14 protein-coding genes and 1 pseudogene are annotated in these 17,104 nt (G+C 65.2%); 14 read left to right on the top strand and 1 reads right to left on the bottom strand.

Annotated features, from left to right (window positions below; translation table 11 throughout):
* The first annotated feature begins 5 nt into the window (after positions 1–5).
* From FOM02_RS39670 to FOM02_RS39645, 6 genes are read left to right on the top strand one after another with little or no spacing between them, the layout of a single operon-like run.
* Complete coding sequence (locus FOM02_RS39670; RefSeq protein WP_027557169.1) at positions 6–821, top strand: ABC transporter substrate-binding protein; 816 nt, start codon at positions 6–8, stop codon at positions 819–821.
* A complete protein-coding gene (locus FOM02_RS39665; protein WP_027557170.1) occupies positions 808–1,698 on the top strand; it encodes a polysaccharide deacetylase family protein in 891 nt (296 codons plus the stop codon). The genes FOM02_RS39670 and FOM02_RS39665 overlap by 14 nt, the downstream gene beginning before the upstream one ends.
* Before the next feature lie 20 nt (positions 1,699–1,718).
* Positions 1,719–3,302, top strand: a complete 1,584-nt coding sequence (locus FOM02_RS39660; RefSeq protein ID WP_027557171.1) for an ABC transporter substrate-binding protein — start codon at positions 1,719–1,721, stop codon at positions 3,300–3,302.
* Complete coding sequence (locus FOM02_RS39655) at positions 3,299–4,672, top strand: amidohydrolase family protein (protein ID WP_027557172.1); 1,374 nt, start codon at positions 3,299–3,301, stop codon at positions 4,670–4,672. The genes FOM02_RS39660 and FOM02_RS39655 overlap by 4 nt, the downstream gene beginning before the upstream one ends.
* 22 nt (positions 4,673–4,694) lie before the next feature.
* A complete protein-coding gene (locus tag FOM02_RS39650) occupies positions 4,695–5,621 on the top strand; it encodes an N-carbamoyl-D-amino-acid hydrolase (RefSeq protein WP_027557173.1) in 927 nt (308 codons plus the stop codon).
* A 13-nt stretch (positions 5,622–5,634) separates the two neighbouring features.
* On the top strand, positions 5,635–6,279 hold the full coding sequence (locus FOM02_RS39645; RefSeq protein WP_027557174.1) for a flavin reductase family protein: 645 nt from the start codon (positions 5,635–5,637) through the stop codon (positions 6,277–6,279).
* Between the two features lie 16 nt (positions 6,280–6,295).
* Here FOM02_RS39645 and FOM02_RS39640 read toward each other — a convergent pair whose 3' ends face one another.
* Positions 6,296–6,958: an aspartate/glutamate racemase family protein gene (locus FOM02_RS39640; protein ID WP_027557175.1), complete on the bottom strand. Its 663-nt coding sequence runs from the start codon at positions 6,956–6,958 to the stop codon at positions 6,296–6,298.
* Positions 6,959–7,105: 147 nt separating this feature from the next.
* Here FOM02_RS39640 and hydA point away from each other — a divergent pair, with 147 nt between their 5' ends.
* From hydA to nikE, 8 genes and pseudogenes are all read left to right on the top strand, one after another.
* Positions 7,106–8,575 carry a dihydropyrimidinase gene (gene hydA / locus FOM02_RS39635; RefSeq protein ID WP_027557176.1) on the top strand — a complete coding sequence of 490 codons (1,470 nt, stop codon included), beginning with the start codon at positions 7,106–7,108 and terminating at the stop codon, positions 8,573–8,575.
* Positions 8,576–8,587: 12 nt separating this feature from the next.
* On the top strand, positions 8,588–9,580 hold the full coding sequence (locus FOM02_RS39630) for an NAD-dependent epimerase/dehydratase family protein (protein WP_027557177.1): 993 nt from the start codon (positions 8,588–8,590) through the stop codon (positions 9,578–9,580).
* Between the two features lies 1 nt (position 9,581).
* Positions 9,582–10,342: pseudogene (locus FOM02_RS47005) on the top strand (SDR family oxidoreductase).
* Positions 10,339–11,775, top strand: coding sequence for an NAD(P)-binding domain-containing protein (locus FOM02_RS39615; protein ID WP_027557179.1), 1,437 nt, complete (start codon positions 10,339–10,341; stop codon positions 11,773–11,775). The pseudogene FOM02_RS47005 and the gene FOM02_RS39615 overlap by 4 nt, the downstream one beginning before the upstream one ends.
* Before the next feature lie 115 nt (positions 11,776–11,890).
* Positions 11,891–13,510, top strand: a complete 1,620-nt coding sequence (locus FOM02_RS39610; RefSeq protein WP_027557180.1) for an ABC transporter substrate-binding protein — start codon at positions 11,891–11,893, stop codon at positions 13,508–13,510.
* 28 nt (positions 13,511–13,538) lie between these two features.
* Entirely contained in the window at positions 13,539–14,570 is a 1,032-nt protein-coding gene (locus FOM02_RS39605; protein WP_027557181.1) for an ABC transporter permease, read from the top strand.
* Complete coding sequence (locus FOM02_RS39600) at positions 14,567–15,427, top strand: ABC transporter permease (protein WP_027557182.1); 861 nt, start codon at positions 14,567–14,569, stop codon at positions 15,425–15,427. The genes FOM02_RS39605 and FOM02_RS39600 overlap by 4 nt, the downstream gene beginning before the upstream one ends.
* Positions 15,424–17,085 (top strand): nickel ABC transporter ATP-binding protein NikE, encoded by a 1,662-nt coding sequence (gene nikE / locus FOM02_RS39595; RefSeq protein ID WP_027557183.1) that lies wholly within the window; start codon positions 15,424–15,426, stop codon positions 17,083–17,085. Before FOM02_RS39600 ends, nikE begins: the two co-directional genes overlap by 4 nt.
* The last annotated feature ends 19 nt before the right edge of the window (positions 17,086–17,104 follow it).

Below are 17,104 nucleotides of genomic sequence, written 5' to 3'. Positions count from 1 at the left end.
AGTTGATGATCAGGCTGGTTGTTGCGGGCGCACTGGGGATGATTGTGGCCGGTCCGGCCTTCGCGGTCGAGCTGCCTGCGGAGATTGCGAAGCGCGGCAGCATCAAGGTCGCCATCGTGCCGAACTACCCGCCGATGGAGTTCCGCGATCCCGCCACCAACGCGCTGACTGGATTCGATATCGATCTCGGCGAGGCGCTCGGTCGCAAGCTCGGCGTCAAACTGGAGTGGGAAGAGACAAGCTTCGCGCAGTTCATGCCGTCGATTTCGTCGGGGCGGGTGGATGCGATCCTGTCCGGCTTCACCGACTATGCGACGCGGCATGAGGCGGCAACCTTCGTCGATTATCTGCGCAGCGGCCCGCAGTTCTTTGTGCAGCAGTCGCGAGCCGCGGAATTCAAGGACATGGCGGCGCTGTGCGGTAGGAAAGTCGGAGCGAGCCGCCGCACCATGTTCCCGGATCAGATCGCGGCGTGGAGCGCGGCCCATTGTGGCAGCAATCCCATTGTGTTCGTCGGCACCGAAGGCTCGGCGGACGCGCGGACGCAGTTGAAGCAGGGCCGGATCGACGCGGCCGTCCAGGGCAACGAGACGCTGCCCTACATCATGAATCAGGAGCCCGGCGTTTACGCACCGCTCGGCCAGGCCATTGCGGCGCAGTTCACCGGCATCGCGCTGCCTGTGAAGGAGAAAGCCCTGCATCAGGCCTTCGTGGAGGCGCTCGACGCGTTGATCGCCGACGGCACCTACCGCGCCCTGCTGGCGAAGTGGAAATTGAACGACAACGGCGTGGAGAAGGCGACCATCAATGCTGGACAGTAAGGCACTCCAGAGCATCCCGCTCGTCCCGGCGAACACCGCGGATCCGGCACCGAATTATCCCTGGCCGAAGCCTTGGAGGTCGGCGATGTTCCTGTCGTTCGATGTCGACGCTGAGAGCGCCTGGACCAGCAAGGACGCCGTGCACGCCCAGCGCCTGATCACCATGAGCTATGGCGGCTATGAGGCGCGGGTCGGCACACCGAAGTTGCTGGAGCTGCTCGATCAGCTCGACCTGAAGGCGACGTTCTTCGTCACCGGCTGGTCGGTCGATGCGCATCCGGCAATGGCCGAATCCATCCTCAAGGCCGGTCATGAGATCGGCCATCACGGTTATCATCATCTGCTGCCCGATCCCGGCGATCCCTGGATCGAGGAGGAGCTGGAGCGTGGTTTCGAGGCGTTGAAGCGGCGGCTGGGCGTCAGGCCGATCGGCTATCGTGCGCCCTATGGCGAATTTACCGAGGAGCTGCGCCGGGCGCTGGTCCGGCACGGCATCGTCTACACATCATCGTTCCGCGATGACGTGCGGCCTTACCGTCATCGCCTGGCCGACGGCAAACCCGGCACGATCGAGCTGCCGGTCACCGCGAGCTATGACGATTGGATGCACGGCCTCTCGGCGCGCTTCAGCCCGCGCTCGATCTTTCCCAAGGAGCATGTGCTCTCGATCTGGAAGGACGAGTTGGATGAGGTCCGTGACTGGGGCGCGATGGTGACCACCGTGCTGCATCCGCAATGCAGCGGCCGTCCGATGCGGCTCCGTCTGCTGCGCGAGTTCCTGGCCTACGCCAAATCCTGTCCGGACCTGTGGATCACGACCGGGGAGGCGATCGCCGCGAATTTCCAGAAGCATGAAGCCGCCGGTCAGTCGCGCTGATGAGCATGGGCAAGTCTTCGATGCAGTTCTCCCGCCGGTCATTGCTTCGTGCGGCCGCTATGGCGCCTGCCTTTTCCTTGCCGGGCATCGTGCGCGCGCAATCGCAGACCACGCTGCGCTTCATCCCGGTGATCGATCTGGCTTTCCTCGATCCGGTCTATTCCACCGCGCAGGTGTCGCGCAACCACGGCTTCATGGTCTACGACACGCTCTACGGCATGAATGCGGCGCTGGAAGTCTCGCCGCAGATGGTGTCGGGCCATGTCGTCTCCAATGACGCTAAGCAGTGGGACCTGACGCTGCGCGACGGGCTTTTCTGGCATGACGGCGAGCGGGTGCTGGCGCGTGACTGCGTCGCGAGCATCCGCCGCTGGGCCTCGCGCGACGGGTTCGGCGGCGAATTGATGGCGGCGACCGAAGAGTTGTCTGCGCCGGATGACCGTACCATCCGCTTCCGCTTGCGGCGGCTGTTCCCGCTGCTGCCGCAGGCGCTCGGCAAGGCCGCAGTGCATGCCGCTTTCATGATGCCCGAGCGGTTTGCGAGCCAGGATCCGCTCAAGCCGGTCACCGAAGTGATCGGCAGCGGGCCATTCCGCTTCATCGCGGATGAGCGCGTGCCCGGCGTACGCAACGCCTATGCCCGGTTCGAGCGCTATCAGCCTCGCCAGGACGGCAAGCCGGATTGGACCGCCGGTCCCAAGATCGTGCACTACGACCGCGTTGTGTGGACCACGACGCCGGACCCGGGGACAGCCGTGGCGGCCCTCCAGACCGGCGAGCAGGATTGGCAGGAAACCACGCCGCACGACTTGCTGCCCGTGCTGAAGCAGTCCGACGAGGTCGAAACGCGTGTGCTCGACCCCCGCGGCTATGCGTGCATGCTCCGCGTCAATCACCTGCAGCCGCCGTTCGACAATCCGGCGATCCGCCGTGCGCTGCTCGGTGCAATCGATCAAGCCGACTTCATGACCGCAGTCGCGGGTGGAGATCCGGCGTACCAGCTCTCGCCGATCGGCTATTTCGCGCCGGGAACGCCGATGGCCAATGACGTCGGGCTCGACGTCTTCCGCGGCCCGCGCGATATGGCTAAGGTGAAGGCCGACCTGGCGGCGGCTGGCTACAGTGGTGAGAAGGTCGTGCTGCTGTCGCCGGGCAATTCGGCCGCGCAAAAGCCGCTCGGCCAGGTTGCGGCCGACATGCTGCGGAGGGCCGGGATGAACGTCGATCATCAGACACTCGACTTCGCAGTCGTGCTGCAGCGTCAGCTCAAGAAGGATCCAATCGACAAGGGCGGCTGGAGCGCTGCCGTCGGCAATTGGCAAGGCATCGACTGGCTCAACCCGGCCGGCAACACCAACCTGCGCGGCGAAGGGAAGGTCGCCGGATGGTACAGCAGCGAAAGAATGGGCGGCCTGCGCGGTCAGTGGCTCACGGCGTCGTCGCTCGAAGAGCAGCAGCGGATCTGCCGCGAGATCCAGGCGCTGGCGTTTGACGAGATCCCGTATTTTCCGATCGGCCTGTACAAGCAACCGACCGCCTACCGCAAGAGCATCACCGGCATCCTCGACGGCACCGCGGTCTTCTGGAATGTGCGTCCATCATGAGCAGCATCGCGATCTTCGGCAGCTATGTACTATCTCGCCGCGACGGCGCGCAGGATGTGCTGCGCGATCACTGGGTGCTGATCGAAGGCAAGACGATCGCGGCGGTCACCAAGGACAGGCCGTTCGCCGCTGAGGTTCATGATCGTCCCGGCCGCTTCATCCTGCCGGGCCTGATGAACCTGCATAATCACTGCTTCAGCGAGGCGGTGGCGCGCAGCCACACCGAGGACGGCAATGGCCGGCGCAACAATCAGAGCATCGTGTATACGGTGCTGCTACCGCTGACCAAGCGTGGCGCCGATCTGCTTTCGGCCGAGGAGCGCCTTGCAGTCGCGCGGCTCGGTATTCTGCAGTTACTCAAGGGCGGGGCGACCACGGTGATGGAGCCGTTCCGCAACACCATCCCTGAAATGTTCGATGCCGCCGAGGAGATGGGCATCCGCTTCTATGGCGCGCCCTATCTGTTCTCGACCTCGGACGCCAAGGCTGGCCCGGACGGCGTGGTCAGATATGACGGCGACGACGGCGCGGCAGACTTGGCCGCCTGGAACGCGCTCTATCAGCGCTGGAATGGTTGCGGCGACGGCCGGATCGGCCTTGCGATGAGCCCGCATGCGACCGACACCTGCGGACCTGACCTGCTCAAGGCGTGCGCGGCGCGCGCCCGAGAGCTCGGCGTGCCCATCACCACCCATCTGGCGCAGAGCCGGGCCGAGGTGGAAACGATTGGCAAGCGTTATGACGGCCGCACGCCGGCTGAATATCTCGATTGGCTGGGCCTGCTGGCTCCCGATCTCCTCGCAGCGCATTGCATCGCGAGCTCCGACAGCGATCTGAAGCTGATGGCGGCGCGCGGCGCCGCGGTGCTGAATTGCCCGCGGGTGTTCGCCCGATCCGGCGTCACGGCGGCATTCGGCCGGTTTGCCGAACATGGCGTGCGCACCGTGGTCGGCACCGACGGTTACAACATGGACCTGCTCGGCGAGCTCAACGCGGCCTCGATGATCTCGAAACTTGCGCTGCAACGCGCCGAGGTCGCGAGCGCCCCTGACTTGATCGAGGCGGTGACCGCGACCACTGCCTCGCTGGTGAAGCGTCCGGATCTCGGGGCGATTGCGCCCGGCGCAACGGCCGATCTGACCATCATTGACATGACCCATCCGCACCTGCAGCCGCTGTTCGATCCGCGCCGCGCGCTGGTCGCGCTCGGCAACCGCGCAAATGTCGATCAGGTCATCGTCGATGGGCGGGTGCTGATCGATGCCGGCCGTTACGTTCATGGTGATGAAGCCGCCATCACCTCGGCGGGGGCCGCTGCGATCGGCAAGATCTGGGATCTGCCGGAAGCGCAGGCGGCGTTTGCCGGCTGAGTCTGCAAGGAGAGCAACGACTATGCGCATGATCAACGTCGCCGCAGCCCAGATGGGCCCGATCCAGCGCGCGGAGGGACGCGATGTCGTGGTCAGGCGCATGCTCGCGCTGATGGACGAAGCCAAGGCGAAAGGTGCCGACCTGATCGTCTATCCCGAGCTCGCGCTGACCACCTTCTTCCCGCGCTGGTACATGGAGAACCGCGCCGATGCCGATGGCTGGTTCGAGCGCGAGATGCCCAATGAGGCCGTGCGGCCGCTGTTCGAGCGCGCGGCCCGCCACGAGATGGCGATGAGCTTTGGCTATGCCGAACTGACGCCGGATGGCCATCATTTCAACACCGCGATCCTCACCGACCGCAGCGGCAATATCGCTGGTAAGTACCGCAAGATCCATTTGCCCGGCCATGCCGAGTTCGATTCGGAACGTACGCACCAGCATCTGGAGAAACGCTATTTCGAGCCGGGCGATCTCGGCTTTCCGGTCTGGCGCAATCTCGGCGGCATCATGGGCATGGCCGTCTGCAACGACCGCCGCTGGCCGGAAACCTACCGCGTGATGGGGCTGCAGGGCGTCGAGATGGTGCTGATCGGATACAATACGCCATCGGTCAACGCGCAGAAGGGCGACGAAGGGCCGGAGAAGCGGCTGTTCCACAACCGCCTCTCGGCGCAGGCCGGTGCCTACCAGAATTCCTGCTGGGTCGTCGCGGTCGCCAAGGCCGGTGACGAGGACGGCCATCCCCTGATCGGCGGTAGCCTCATCGTCAATCCCGACGGCGAGATCGTCGCCGAAGCCAAGACCGAGGATGACGAGCTGCTGGTGCATCCTTGCGATCTCGACGCCACCGCGTTCGGCAAGCAGACCATCTTCAATTTCGCAGCCCACCGTCGCACCGAGCATTATGGCCTGATCACCAGCCGTACCGGCGCGATCCCGCCGCCGTGAAGGACGTGGTGTGATGACGAGCCTTTCCTTTCGCGACCTTGCGCCTCGGGAGCGCTACAAGCTGCTGTGCGGCGTGGTGGTGCCGCGGCCGATCGCCTTCGTCACGACCATGGACGAGAACGGCGCGCTCAACGCGGCGCCGTTCAGCTTCTTCAACGTGTTCTCCGAGGACCCGCCGTTGATCGTGCTCGGCCTTCAGCATCATCCTGACGGCCGGTTCAAGGACACTACGCGCAACATCCACCGCACCGGTGAATTCGTCGTGCATATGGTGGACGAGGCGCTGGCGAAAGTGATGAACGACTGCGCGGTGGACTTCCCGTCCGGCGAGAGCGAGGTTGCGGCCGTGGGTCTGACGGCGGAGGCCAGCGCCGAGGTCAAGGTGCCGCGGCTGGCCGCAGCGCCCTTCGCGCTGGAATGCCGGCGTCAGGTCTCGCTCGCATTTGGTCCAGGCCGCGAGTTGCTGGTTGGCGAAGTGCTTCATCTGCATGCGCGCGAAGGGCTGCTTGATCCGGCGCGCATGTATGTCGACATGGCGACCTATCAGCCGATCGGACGGCTGTTCGGCAATCTCTATTCGACCCAGCGCGACATGTTCGCGATGGATCGCGAGAGCTATGACGATTGGCAGGCGAGGCGGGCGCGTGAAGCACGCTAGCCTGCCAACCACCGCGTCACGACGCGCCGAATTGCACGGCGCCCAGCGCCATGGTCACGGCGGCCTGGGTCGGATCGATCACGGGAATGCCGAGCGCGTCCTCGAGCGGCTTGCGATGACGCGCCATGCCCGCGCAGCCCATCACGACGGCGCCGGCACCATCTTCTTCTTTCAGGGCGCGGCCGACTGTGATCATCTTGGCGAGCGTGCCTTCGCCCGATGCGGTTTCCGCCACGCTCATGTCGAGCGGACGCTCGCCGGCCAGCCGATCCATCAGGCCCATCTGGCGCAGATAGCGCATGTGCCGGCGGATCGAGCGCTGCGCGATCGCGATCACGCCAAAGGTCTCGGCGCGGGTCAGCGCGGTCAGCACGCCGCATTCGGCAATGCCCAGCACCGGCCGCGTGGTGGCTTCGCGGCAGACATGCAGGCCGGGATCGCTGTAGCAGGCGATCACAAAGGCCGCCGACTCGTTGTCGCCGGCGACGGTGCGCCGCAGCGGCATCACCACGCTTTCGGCGTCGGCCTGGCTTTCGATGCCGTAGGGTCCCTCAGTCAGGGTCTCGCACACGATCTCCGGACCGTCGGCAAAGGACAGCCGCTTCAACGCCTCGGCAAGGCCGGCGGTGACCACGTGGTTGGAGTTCGGGTTGATGACCATGATGCGCGGTCGGGGCATGGGAGGTTCCTGTTTGGGCGGTGTTGACGGTGCGAAACAGAGGCAATCACTATGCCATGGACAGCATGAAGCGGTCATGCGCAGGGCGCAAGGGCGCGCCGCAAAGGTGCGCGCCGGACGACAACAATTACGCAAGGAGACATCGTCATGACCGAACCCGCCTATGACCTGATCATCCGTGGCGGGCGCGTCGCCACGACCACCGACGTGTTCGAGGCCGACGTGGCGATCGCAGGTGAGGTCATCGTTGCGATGGGGCGCGTGCTCGGTCCGGCCAAGCGCGAGATCGATGCGCGCGGCAAGCTCGTGCTGCCCGGTGGCGTCGACAGCCATTGTCACATCGAACAGTTGTCCGCTGCCGGCATCATGAATGCCGACACCTTCGAGAGTGCCACGACGTCGGCGGCCTTCGGCGGCACGACCTCGGTCATCTCCTTTGCCGCGCAGCATGTCGGCATGCAATTGGGGCAGATTCTGGAGGATTATCACGCACTCGCGCGAAATGGCGCGGTGATCGACTACGCCTTCCACATGATCATCGCCGATCCGACCAAGGAAGCGCTTGAGCGCGACCTTCCGGCGCTGATCCGCCAGGGCCATGGCTCGATCAAGATCTTCATGACCTATGACCGGCTGAAGATCGATGACGAGCCGCTGCTTGATATCCTCATCGCCGCGCGCGAGGGCGGCGCGATGCTGTGCGCCCATGCGGAAAATCACGGCATCATCTCCTGGATGGTGAAGCGCCTGCTCGCGCGCGGCTACACTCATCCGAAATATCACGCGATCAGCCATGCGCGCTTTTCGGAAGCAGAGGCGTTCAACCGCCTGATCGGCATGGCGGCCCTGGTCGACCAGCCGATCATGATCTTCCACGTCTCGACCGCCGAAGGCGCGCGGACGATCCGCGATGCCCGCGGGCAGGGGTTGAAAGTGTTTGCCGAAACCTGCCCGCAATACCTGTTCCTCACCGCCGACGATCTCGACAAGCCGGGCGCGGAAGGCGCCAAATGGATGTGTAGCCCGCCACCGCGCCGCAAGGACGACCAGGAGGCGCTGTGGAAGGCGTTATCGCTCGGCGATCTGCAAACCATCTCCTCCGACCATGCGCCGTATCGCTTCGACGAGACCGGCAAGCTTCGCGCCGGGCCGAACCCGAACTTCAAGCAGGTGGCCAACGGCCTGCCGGGCCTCGAGATGCGGCTGCCGCTGCTGTTCGATGCGATGGTCTCCAAGGGACGGCTCGGCCTCGAGAAGTTCGTCGAGCTGACCGCGACCGCGCCGGCCAAGATCTACAATCTGCATCCGCGCAAGGGCTCGATCGCCGTCGGCGCTGACGCCGATATCGCGATCTGGGATCCCGATCGCCGCGTGACCGTCACCGACGCGATGATGCATGATCTGGCCGGCTACACGCCGTTCGCCGGCCGTTCGCTGCAGGGCTGGCCGGTGACGGTGCTCTCCCGCGGCCGCGTCATCGTCGAAAGCGGCAAGCTGAACGCCTCGCCGGGCTCCGGCCGCTTCCTGGCGCGCAGCGGCGGCGAGGCGGCGAAACCGACCGGTCGATTGGTCTCGGACATGAACCCGGAGCAGAATTTTGGCGCCAAGCTATTGTGAGCGGACCGCGAGATGAGGGTCGTGATCTTCGGCGGCGCAGGCTTTGTCGGGCTCAATATCGCGGAGCTGCTGCTTGCCCGCGGCCATGCGGTCACGCTGTTCGATCAGGCCGAGTTGCCGGTGGAGGCGCGCTGCGCCTTTGCGCCTTACGGTGAACGCTTGCGGGTGCTGCGAGGGGACGTGACCGAGCACAGCGCGGTTGAGGCCGCAGTCGGGCCGGGATGCGATGCCGTGGTGCTTGGCGCCGCGATCACGGCAGGCGCAGCGCGCGATGCCGCCGAGCCGGAGCGCATCCTGGCCGTCAATCTGCTGGCGCAGGTGCCGATCCTGACCGCTGCGCGCAAGGCAAAGGTGCGGCGTGTGATCAACCTGTCGTCCGCTGCAAGCTATGGCGCGAGCGGCCTGCATTATCCGCTGCTCGAAGAGACGACGCCCTGCGATCCGCAATCGCTGTATGCGATCACGAAATTCGCCTCTGAGCGTGTGGTGGCGCGGCTCTCCGACCTCTGGCAGGCCGATGTGATCAGCGTCCGGCTCTCGGGCGTGTTCGGCCCGTACGAGCGTGCAGGCGGTGTCCGCGACACGCCATCGCCGCAGGCGCTGATTGTGGATTGCGCGCGGCGGGGCGCGCCGGCGTTGCTCAGCGAGCCCGGTGCACGGGACTGGGTCTATGCCGCCGACGTCGCCGCCGCCGTCGGCGTGCTGCTCGATGCCGCCCGGCCCCGTCACATGCTTTACAATATCTCGAGCGGCGTGACGTTCACCGCCGAGGCCTGGGGCAAGGCTTTTGCCGATAAGGTTTTTGCCGACCCGGACAGCGGTTTCGTTTGCCGCGTGGCTGTCTCCGGCGAGACACCAACCGTGACGGTGCACGGCCCGACCCGGGCGCCGCTGTCGGTACAGCGCATGGCCGACGAATTCGGATGGCGTGCCAAATTTGGCTGCGAGGAGTCAGCGGAGCATATGCGGCGCTGGTTGCATGATCATGATCGAGGGGGCGCCTGAGATGAAGCTGGCGGGCAGGGTGGCCATCATCACAGGCGGCGGCTCCGGGATCGGCCGGGCCAGCGCCGTTCTGTTCGCCCGCGAAGGCGCCTTCGTTGCGCTGGTCGATCGCGATGCTGACAGCGCAGCCGAAACGCTGGCGATGCTTCGCGAACAGGGGGGCAGCGGCAGCGTCCATGTTGGCGATGTCGGCGACGCCGATTTTGCAAGCGCCACCGTCGAAAGTGTCGCAACAAGCGGCGGCAGGCTGGACGTGCTGATGACGTCTGCCGGCTTCTCCTGCGGCGGTACCGTGATCACGACCGCGCTGGCGGATTGGGAGGCGGTATTCCGTGCCAATGTCGGCGGCACCTGGTTGTGGGCGCGCGCGGCAGTGCCGATCATGCAGCGGCAAGGCAAGGGCGCCATCATCACGCTGGCGTCGCAGCTGGCGATCGCTGGCGGCAAGGGCAACAGCGCCTATATTGCGGCCAAGGCGCCATCGTCAGCCTGACCCGCACCATGGCCATCGATTTCGCGACCGATGGCATCCGTGTCAACGCGTTGGCGCCCGGCGCGATCGACACGCCGCTGCTGCGCCGCAGTTTTGCGCGCCATGCCGATCCCGAGCCGGTGCGTGAGGCCTCGCGGCAGCGTCATGCCATGAAGCGATTCGGCCGCGCCGACGAGGTGGCGGCGGCCGCGCTCTATCTCGCCAGTGACGATTCCTCCTTCGTCACCGGCACGGTGCTTCCAGTCGATGGCGGGTGGCTTGCGGCATGAGTGATGGGCTTGCAGCACTTGCAGTTCAGGTCCGCGCCGATCTTGCCAAGACGGCGCATCCAGGCATGCCCTGGCTGACGCCGATGACGGCTCCCGATGGCAGCCGCGCTCTGGACGTGCTCATTGTTGGGGCTGGTCAATCCGGACTTGCGACGGCTTTCGGCCTGCAGCGCTCGCAGGTCACCAACATCCGCGTGCTCGACAAGGCGGATGAGGATTGCGAAGGCCCATGGCTGACCTATGCGCGGATGCCGACCCTGCGCAGTCCGAAGGACTACACCGGCCCTGATCTCGACCTGCCGAGCCTGACCTATCAGGCCTGGCACGAGGCCAAATTCGGAACGGAGAGCTGGCGCGATCTTGGTCTGATCCCGCGCGAATATTGGGCGGCCTATCTGTCGTGGTATCGCAAGGTGCTCGGTCTACCGGTGCACAATGGCTGCGAGGTGACCGATATTGCACCTGAGGCTAACGGCCTATTGCAGGCAACAGTGAGCACTGCTCATGGCGAGGAGGTGCTTTACGCCCGCAAGATCGTGCTCGCGACGGGACAGGAAGGCATGGGCGATTGGAGCATTCCCGAACCATTGCGGCATCTGCCGGCGTCGCGATGCGTTACCTGCGCGGCGCCGATCGATTTTACCGCGCTACGCGGCAAGCGCGTCGCGGTGATTGGCGCGGGCGCCTCGGCCTTCGATAACGCAGCGATGGCACTCGAGGCTGGTGCGGGCGCCGTGCATTTGCTGTGCCGGCGCGCTGCGATCCAGCTGGTGCAGCCCTATCGATGGCTGACCTTCCGCGGCTTCCTCAGGCATTTTTCCGAGCTCGACGATTCCTGGCGCTGGCGCTTCATGCGCGCGGTGCTCGAGCTGCGCGAGGGATTTCCGCAAGCCACCTATGATCGCTGCGCCCGGCACGCGACGTTCCATCTGCGCGAGGGCGCACCTGTCGATGGAGCGCGGGAGACTGTTGACGGCGTGCTGCTGCGCACGCCACGTGGCGAGATCGCGGTCGATTTCGTCATCTGCGCCACCGGCATCATGATGGACTTTGCCGGTCGCCCCGAGCTGAAGCGATGCGCCGATAACATCGCGCGCTGGGCCGACTGCTACACGCCGCCGGCGCAGGAACAGAGCCCGCGCCTTGGCGCCTTTCCTTATTTGTCGGACGACTATGCCTTCTGCGAGCGCGCGGTTGGACGAACACCGTGGATCTCCGGCATTCACCTGTTCGCCATCGCCTCGACCATGAGCTTTGGTCCGTCCGGCTCCTCGATCAATGCGATGACGACGGCGGTGCCGAAGCTGGTCCACGGCCTCACGCGCGACCTGTTCCGCGCCGATATCGACAAGCACTGGGCGGCATTCCAGGCCTATGATGTCCCTCAAGCTGTAATCCGGCGCGCGCCCGCGGCGGCGGAGGGGAGCGCGTGATGCCGGCGAGCGCATATGCATTCCACTGCGACGAAGAAGCATGCCAAACTGCCTGTTTCTGGCACATGATTTGCTGCCATTTCGGGCGTGCGCGGCCTAACAAAGGACAGAGGCGATGTACTCCGTGATTTCCAGGCATCTGATTTCGGCGTCCGCCGTTCTTCTTTCGGCGACATTGATTGCGCCCGCGGCCCGTGCGCAGAGCCGCGCTGAGACCTTGCGCTACGTGACGGCGGCAACGGTCAACACGCTCGATCCCAACATTCCCGGCTCGACCCGCGAAGCCTTCGCGCTCAGCATGAGCAGCTATGACCGGCTGGTGTCGTTCGGCCGCAAACAGCTCAACGGCAAATGGGTGTTCGATCTCGATACCATCAATGGCGAGCTCGCGGAGTCCTTCAGCGTCAGCTCCGATGGCCTGAAGATCACCTTCAAGCTTCGTCCCGACGCCAAGTTCCACGACGGCTCGCCGGTTACTGCAGAAGACGTGAAGTGGTCGCTCGACCGCTGCGTCACCGCGCCGGTACTCGGCAAGGCGCAATTGCTGACGGGATCGTTGACCAGCGCCGACCAGTTCAAGGTGATCGATCCGCTGACCCTTGAAGTGACATTGCCGCGGCCCGACAAGCTGGCGCTGCCGAACCTTGCGACCGTCTATCCCATCATCATCAATTCCAAGCTCGCCAAATCGCATGCGACTCCTGAGGATCCTTGGGCGCTGAGCTGGCTGAAGGAGAACGAGGCGGGCAGCGGCGCCTATATCGTCGAAACCTTCAAGCCGGGCGAGCAGGCGATCGCCAAGCGCAACGAGGCCTGGAATCGCGGCTCGCCGGACAAGCCGGCGTCCTTCAAGCGGCTGATCATCCAGTCGGTACCGGAGCCGGCGACGCGCGCCAATCTGGTCGAGCGCGGCGACGCGGACCTCGTGATCGACCTGCAGGCCAGCGACGTCCAGGCGCTGGAGGCCAAAGGCAAGCTGAAGGTGATTTCGACGCCGCAATACAATGCGGTGACCTTCATCTCGATGAACAACAAGATCCCGCCGTTCGACAACGTCAACGTCCGCCGGGCGGTCGCCGCGGCGCTACCCTATGATGACATGTTCAAGGCGGCGCTGTTCGGCCGCGGCACGCCGCTGTTCGGTGCCAGCTGGGCCGACGGTACGCCGCCGAGCGGCGGCTATCCGATCCCGCAACCGGTCAAGCTCGATCTGGAGAAGGCGCGGGCCTATCTGAAGGAGGCCGGCGTGCCCGAAGGTTTCGCCACGACCTTCAGCTTCAACGTCGGTCAGGCCGCGACTGCCGAACCGATGGCCGCCCTGGTCAAGGAATCGCTGGAGAAGATCGGCATCAAGGTCGACATCCAGAAGCTGCCGGATGCGCAGATGTCGACCTCGATCAATGAGAAGAAGCTGCCATTCTTCACCGAAGGCATTGTCGCCTGGCTGCCGTCGACCGATTATTTCTACCGCAACTTCTATACCGGCAATCAGCGCTGGAACTATTCCTCCACGGACAATGCCGAGCTGGAGAAGATCGCGCAGGCAGCGCGCTTCGAGCCGGACAAGGCGAAGTACGAGGCGGAGGGCAAGGAGCTCAACGCCATCCATTTCGAGCAGATGTTCCAGGTCCCGCTCTGGCAGCCGGCGCAGGACGCAGTGATGGTCGCCAATCTTGACGGCTATGTCTATCAATTCACCCGCCAGGTGGATTATCGTAACCTGAGCCGCAAATAGCAGCGGAGCAGGGAGCACGGCGAAGAGCATGGGCACGATCGGTGCAACTTTGATCCGGGCTGGGCAGCGGTTTCTCTCGTCACTGCCGGCGCTGTTCGGCGTGCTGGTCTTCACTTTCCTCCTGATGCGGGTGTTGCCAGGCGATCCCGCCGTGTTCTTTGCCTCCGGTCCCAGTGCCGGCAAGGAGGAGATCGAGGTCGTCCGCAAGCAACTCGGGCTGGACCGGTCGCTGCCGGAGCAGCTCGGCATCTATCTCTACGATGTCGGCCGCGGCAATCTCGGCCGTTCCATGATGACGGGGCAGCCGGTCGCCAAGGACCTGCAGCAGCGCCTGCCGGCCTCGCTCGAGCTGACGCTGACCGCGCTCGTGATCGCGCTGATCGCGGCGGTGCCGCTCGGCGTGCTGGCCGCGCTGCGGCCGAACTCGCTGATCGATCACGGCGTACGGCTGTTCTGCTCGCTCGGCGTCTGCGTGCCGACCTTCGTCTCCGGACTGCTGCTGATCTACGTGTTCTACTATCTGCTGGGTCTTGCCCCCGATCCGACCGGACGGATCGACGTCTTCGCCTCGGTGCCGCCGGCACGCACCGGCTTCCTGATGGTGGATTTCCTGCTCGCGGGTGACGTCGAGGGTTGGTGGGCCGCGGCGCGTCAGTTGATGCTGCCTGCCTTCACGATGGCGCTGTTCGTGATCGCGCCGCTCGCCCGCATCACCCGTGCCTCGATGCTGGTGTCGCTCGGCAGCGATTTCGTGCGTACCGCGCGCTCGATCGGCCTGTCGCGCTGGCAGATCGTGGTGACCTATGCGCTGCGGAATGCAATCCTGCCCGTGATCACCATCGCCGGCATTGTGTTCTCGACCATGCTCGGTGCCAATGTGCTGGTCGAGAAAGTGTTCTCCTGGCCGGGCGTTGCGTCCTACGCGCTCGATGCGCTGCTGGTCTCCGACTATGCGCCGGTGCAGGGCTTCGTGCTGCTGATGGCCAGCATCTTCGTCGCGGTCAATCTCCTGGTCGATGTGCTCTACGGCATCGCCGATCCCAGGGCGACGGTCGCATGAGCCTTACAGCAACATCGTCGGGGCTGCGTCACACCGTGTGGGTGCTGCGCGGTAACCTCGTTACCGCGATTGCCGCCGCGGCGGCGATATTGCTGGCGCTGGTCGCGATCTTCGGCCCCATGCTGGTGCCTTATGATCCCGTCGCTTCGGACGTGCCGCGTGCGCTGCAGCCGCCGAGCGCACTCCACTGGGCCGGCACCGACCAGCTCGGCCGCGATGTCTTCAGCCGATTGATCGTCGCCACGCGGCTCGATCTCGCCATCGCCGTGACGGCCGTCAGCGTGTCCTTCGTGATCGGCGCGGTGATCGGCTCGCTCTGCGGCTATGTCGGCGGCAAGCTCGATCGCGCGGTCGGCCGGTTCGTCGACGTGCTGATGGCCTTTCCGCTGTTCGTGCTCGCCATGGCCATGGTCGCAGCGCTCGGCAACCGGGTCGAGAATATCGTCATCGCGACCGCGATCATCAATCTGCCGTTCTACATCCGCTTCGCGCGCGCGGAGGTCAACATCCGCCGCAATCTCGGTTGGGTGGAGGCGGCGCGCGCCTGCGGCGATGGGCATGTCTCCGTCGTGCTGCGCTTCCTGCTACCCAACGTGCTGCCGGCGATGGCGGTGCAGATGTCGCTCAATCTCGGCTGGGCGATCCTGAATGCCGCGGGCCTCTCCTTCATCGGCCTGGGCGTCAAGCCGCCGACGCCGGAATGGGGCATCATGGTCGCCGAGGGCGCGCGCTTCATCTCGACGGGCAGGTGGTGGCTGGTGTCGTTTCCGGGACTGGCCCTGATGCTGGCCGTGCTCTGCTTCAACCTGCTCGGCGACGGGTTGCGCGATATCCTCGATCCGCGCATGCGCACATGATGTCGCCACTGCTCGAAATCGACAATCTCGGCGTCACGTTCTCGACCCGGCGCGGGCTCGTCGAGGCGCTGCGGGGCGTCTCGCTGTCGCTCCAGCCGGGTGAAATGCTGGGCCTCGTCGGTGAGAGCGGGTCCGGCAAATCAGTCACCGGCTTCGCGGTCACGGGCCTGCTCGACAAAGCGGGTCGCATCACGGCCGGTCGTGTCAAGTTCAGAGGCCAGGACATTACGCGCGCGTCAGGGGCGGAGCTGCGCAACCTGCACGGCGCCAACATGGCGATGATCTTCCAGAATCCGCGCGCCGCGCTCAATCCGATCCGCACCGTCGGTGCCCAGATCGCCGATGCCGTCCTTTCGCATCGGCGGCTCTCGAAGCAGGAGGCGCGGGCCGAGGCGCTGAAGTTGCTGCGCGCGGTGCAGATCCGCGATCCCGACCGGCGGCTGGATGCCTATCCGCACGAGCTCTCCGGCGGCATGTGCCAGCGCGTGATGATCGCGATCGCGATCTCCTGTAATCCATCACTTCTGATTGCCGACGAGCCGACCACCGGCCTCGATGTGACGACACAAAAGGTGGTCATGGACCTCCTGGCGCGCATCGTCGCCGAACGGGGAATGACGACAATCCTCATCACCCACGATCTTGGTCTTGCGGCACATTATTGTCGGCGCGTGGTGGTGATGGAGCAGGGGCGGCTCGTGGAAGAAGGCGCGCCGCAGACATTGTTTCGGGCGCCGCAGCACGCCTATACCAAGCGACTGGTGGCATCGTCGCCGACCGCGACATCGCGTGTCGGCGACCTCGTGCCGGCCGACGAAGCTCTGCCGGTTGTCGAGGTGAAGGAGCGGCCGACGCCGGCGCCGGGCACGCCGCCGCTGCTGGACGTCCAGCACGTCGTCAAGCGTTTCGACGACGGCGCCGCTGCGGTGGCGGATTTCTCGATGACCATGGCGGCGGGCGAGAGCGTCGGCCTGGTCGGGGAGTCCGGCTCCGGCAAGAGCACCACCGCCCGCATGATCTGCCGGCTGATCGATCCGAGCGCAGGCGACATCCTGTTCGACGGCTATTCGATCGCAAAGCTGCCGGCGCGTGATTTTCATCGCTCGCCGCTACGCAAGGAAATCCAGATCGTCTTTCAGGATCCGCACGAGAGCCTCAATCCGCGCTTTACCGCGTTCGACTGCATTGCTCATCCGCTGCTGAGGCTCACCGGCCTGCGCCCCGGCGACGCGCTGCGTTCCCGGGTCGAGGAGTGCGCCGACCGCGTCGGCCTGCCGCGTGAATTGTTGTCACGCTTCCCGCATCAATTGTCGGGTGGCCAGAAGGCGCGCATCGGCATCGCCCGCGCCATTGCATGTCGGCCGCGTTTGCTGGTGCTTGACGAGCCCACTGCGGCGCTCGATGTCTCGGTGCAGGCCGTAGTGCTGCAGCTGCTCGACCGGCTTCGGCGCGAGGACAATCTCGCTTTCCTGTTCGTCAGCCACGACCTCAACGTGGTACGCATGATGTGCAGCCGGACCATCGTGCTGCGCGCCGGTGGCATCGTCGAGCAGGGCGAGAGCCTCGCTCTGTTTGCCAATCCGCAGACGGATTACACGCGCGAGCTGGTCGAAGCTATCCCACACATTGGTTCGCCTGTTTCGCTTCTGCCCGCCTGATTTCCACTTCCAATTCATG

The organism is Bradyrhizobium sp. SEMIA, from assembly GCF_014844175.1.
GTDB lineage: Bacteria > Pseudomonadota > Alphaproteobacteria > Rhizobiales > Xanthobacteraceae > Bradyrhizobium > Bradyrhizobium arachidis.
This window is presented reverse-complemented; position numbering and strand designations above follow the sequence as displayed.

Excerpts from the sequence above, each read along its gene's own strand:
- FOM02_RS39605 (WP_027557181.1), top strand. The coding sequence starts at position 13,539 with ATGGGCACGATCGGTGCAACTTTGATCCGGGCTGGGCAGCGGTTTCTC.
- FOM02_RS39665 (WP_027557170.1), top strand. The coding sequence starts at position 808 with ATGCTGGACAGTAAGGCACTCCAGAGCATCCCGCTCGTCCCGGCGAAC.
- nikE (WP_027557183.1), top strand. The coding sequence starts at position 15,424 with ATGATGTCGCCACTGCTCGAAATCGACAATCTCGGCGTCACGTTCTCG.
- FOM02_RS39640 (WP_027557175.1), bottom strand. The coding sequence starts at position 6,958 with ATGCCCCGACCGCGCATCATGGTCATCAACCCGAACTCCAACCACGTG.
- FOM02_RS39650 (WP_027557173.1), top strand. The coding sequence starts at position 4,695 with ATGCGCATGATCAACGTCGCCGCAGCCCAGATGGGCCCGATCCAGCGC.
- FOM02_RS39630 (WP_027557177.1), top strand. The coding sequence starts at position 8,588 with ATGAGGGTCGTGATCTTCGGCGGCGCAGGCTTTGTCGGGCTCAATATC.
- FOM02_RS39660 (WP_027557171.1), top strand. The coding sequence starts at position 1,719 with ATGCAGTTCTCCCGCCGGTCATTGCTTCGTGCGGCCGCTATGGCGCCT.
- FOM02_RS39600 (WP_027557182.1), top strand. The coding sequence starts at position 14,567 with ATGAGCCTTACAGCAACATCGTCGGGGCTGCGTCACACCGTGTGGGTG.
- FOM02_RS39615 (WP_027557179.1), top strand. The coding sequence starts at position 10,339 with ATGAGTGATGGGCTTGCAGCACTTGCAGTTCAGGTCCGCGCCGATCTT.
- FOM02_RS39610 (WP_027557180.1), top strand. The coding sequence starts at position 11,891 with ATGTACTCCGTGATTTCCAGGCATCTGATTTCGGCGTCCGCCGTTCTT.
- FOM02_RS39670 (WP_027557169.1), top strand. The coding sequence starts at position 6 with ATGATCAGGCTGGTTGTTGCGGGCGCACTGGGGATGATTGTGGCCGGT.
- hydA (WP_027557176.1), top strand. The coding sequence starts at position 7,106 with ATGACCGAACCCGCCTATGACCTGATCATCCGTGGCGGGCGCGTCGCC.
- FOM02_RS39655 (WP_027557172.1), top strand. The coding sequence starts at position 3,299 with ATGAGCAGCATCGCGATCTTCGGCAGCTATGTACTATCTCGCCGCGAC.
- FOM02_RS39645 (WP_027557174.1), top strand. The coding sequence starts at position 5,635 with ATGACGAGCCTTTCCTTTCGCGACCTTGCGCCTCGGGAGCGCTACAAG.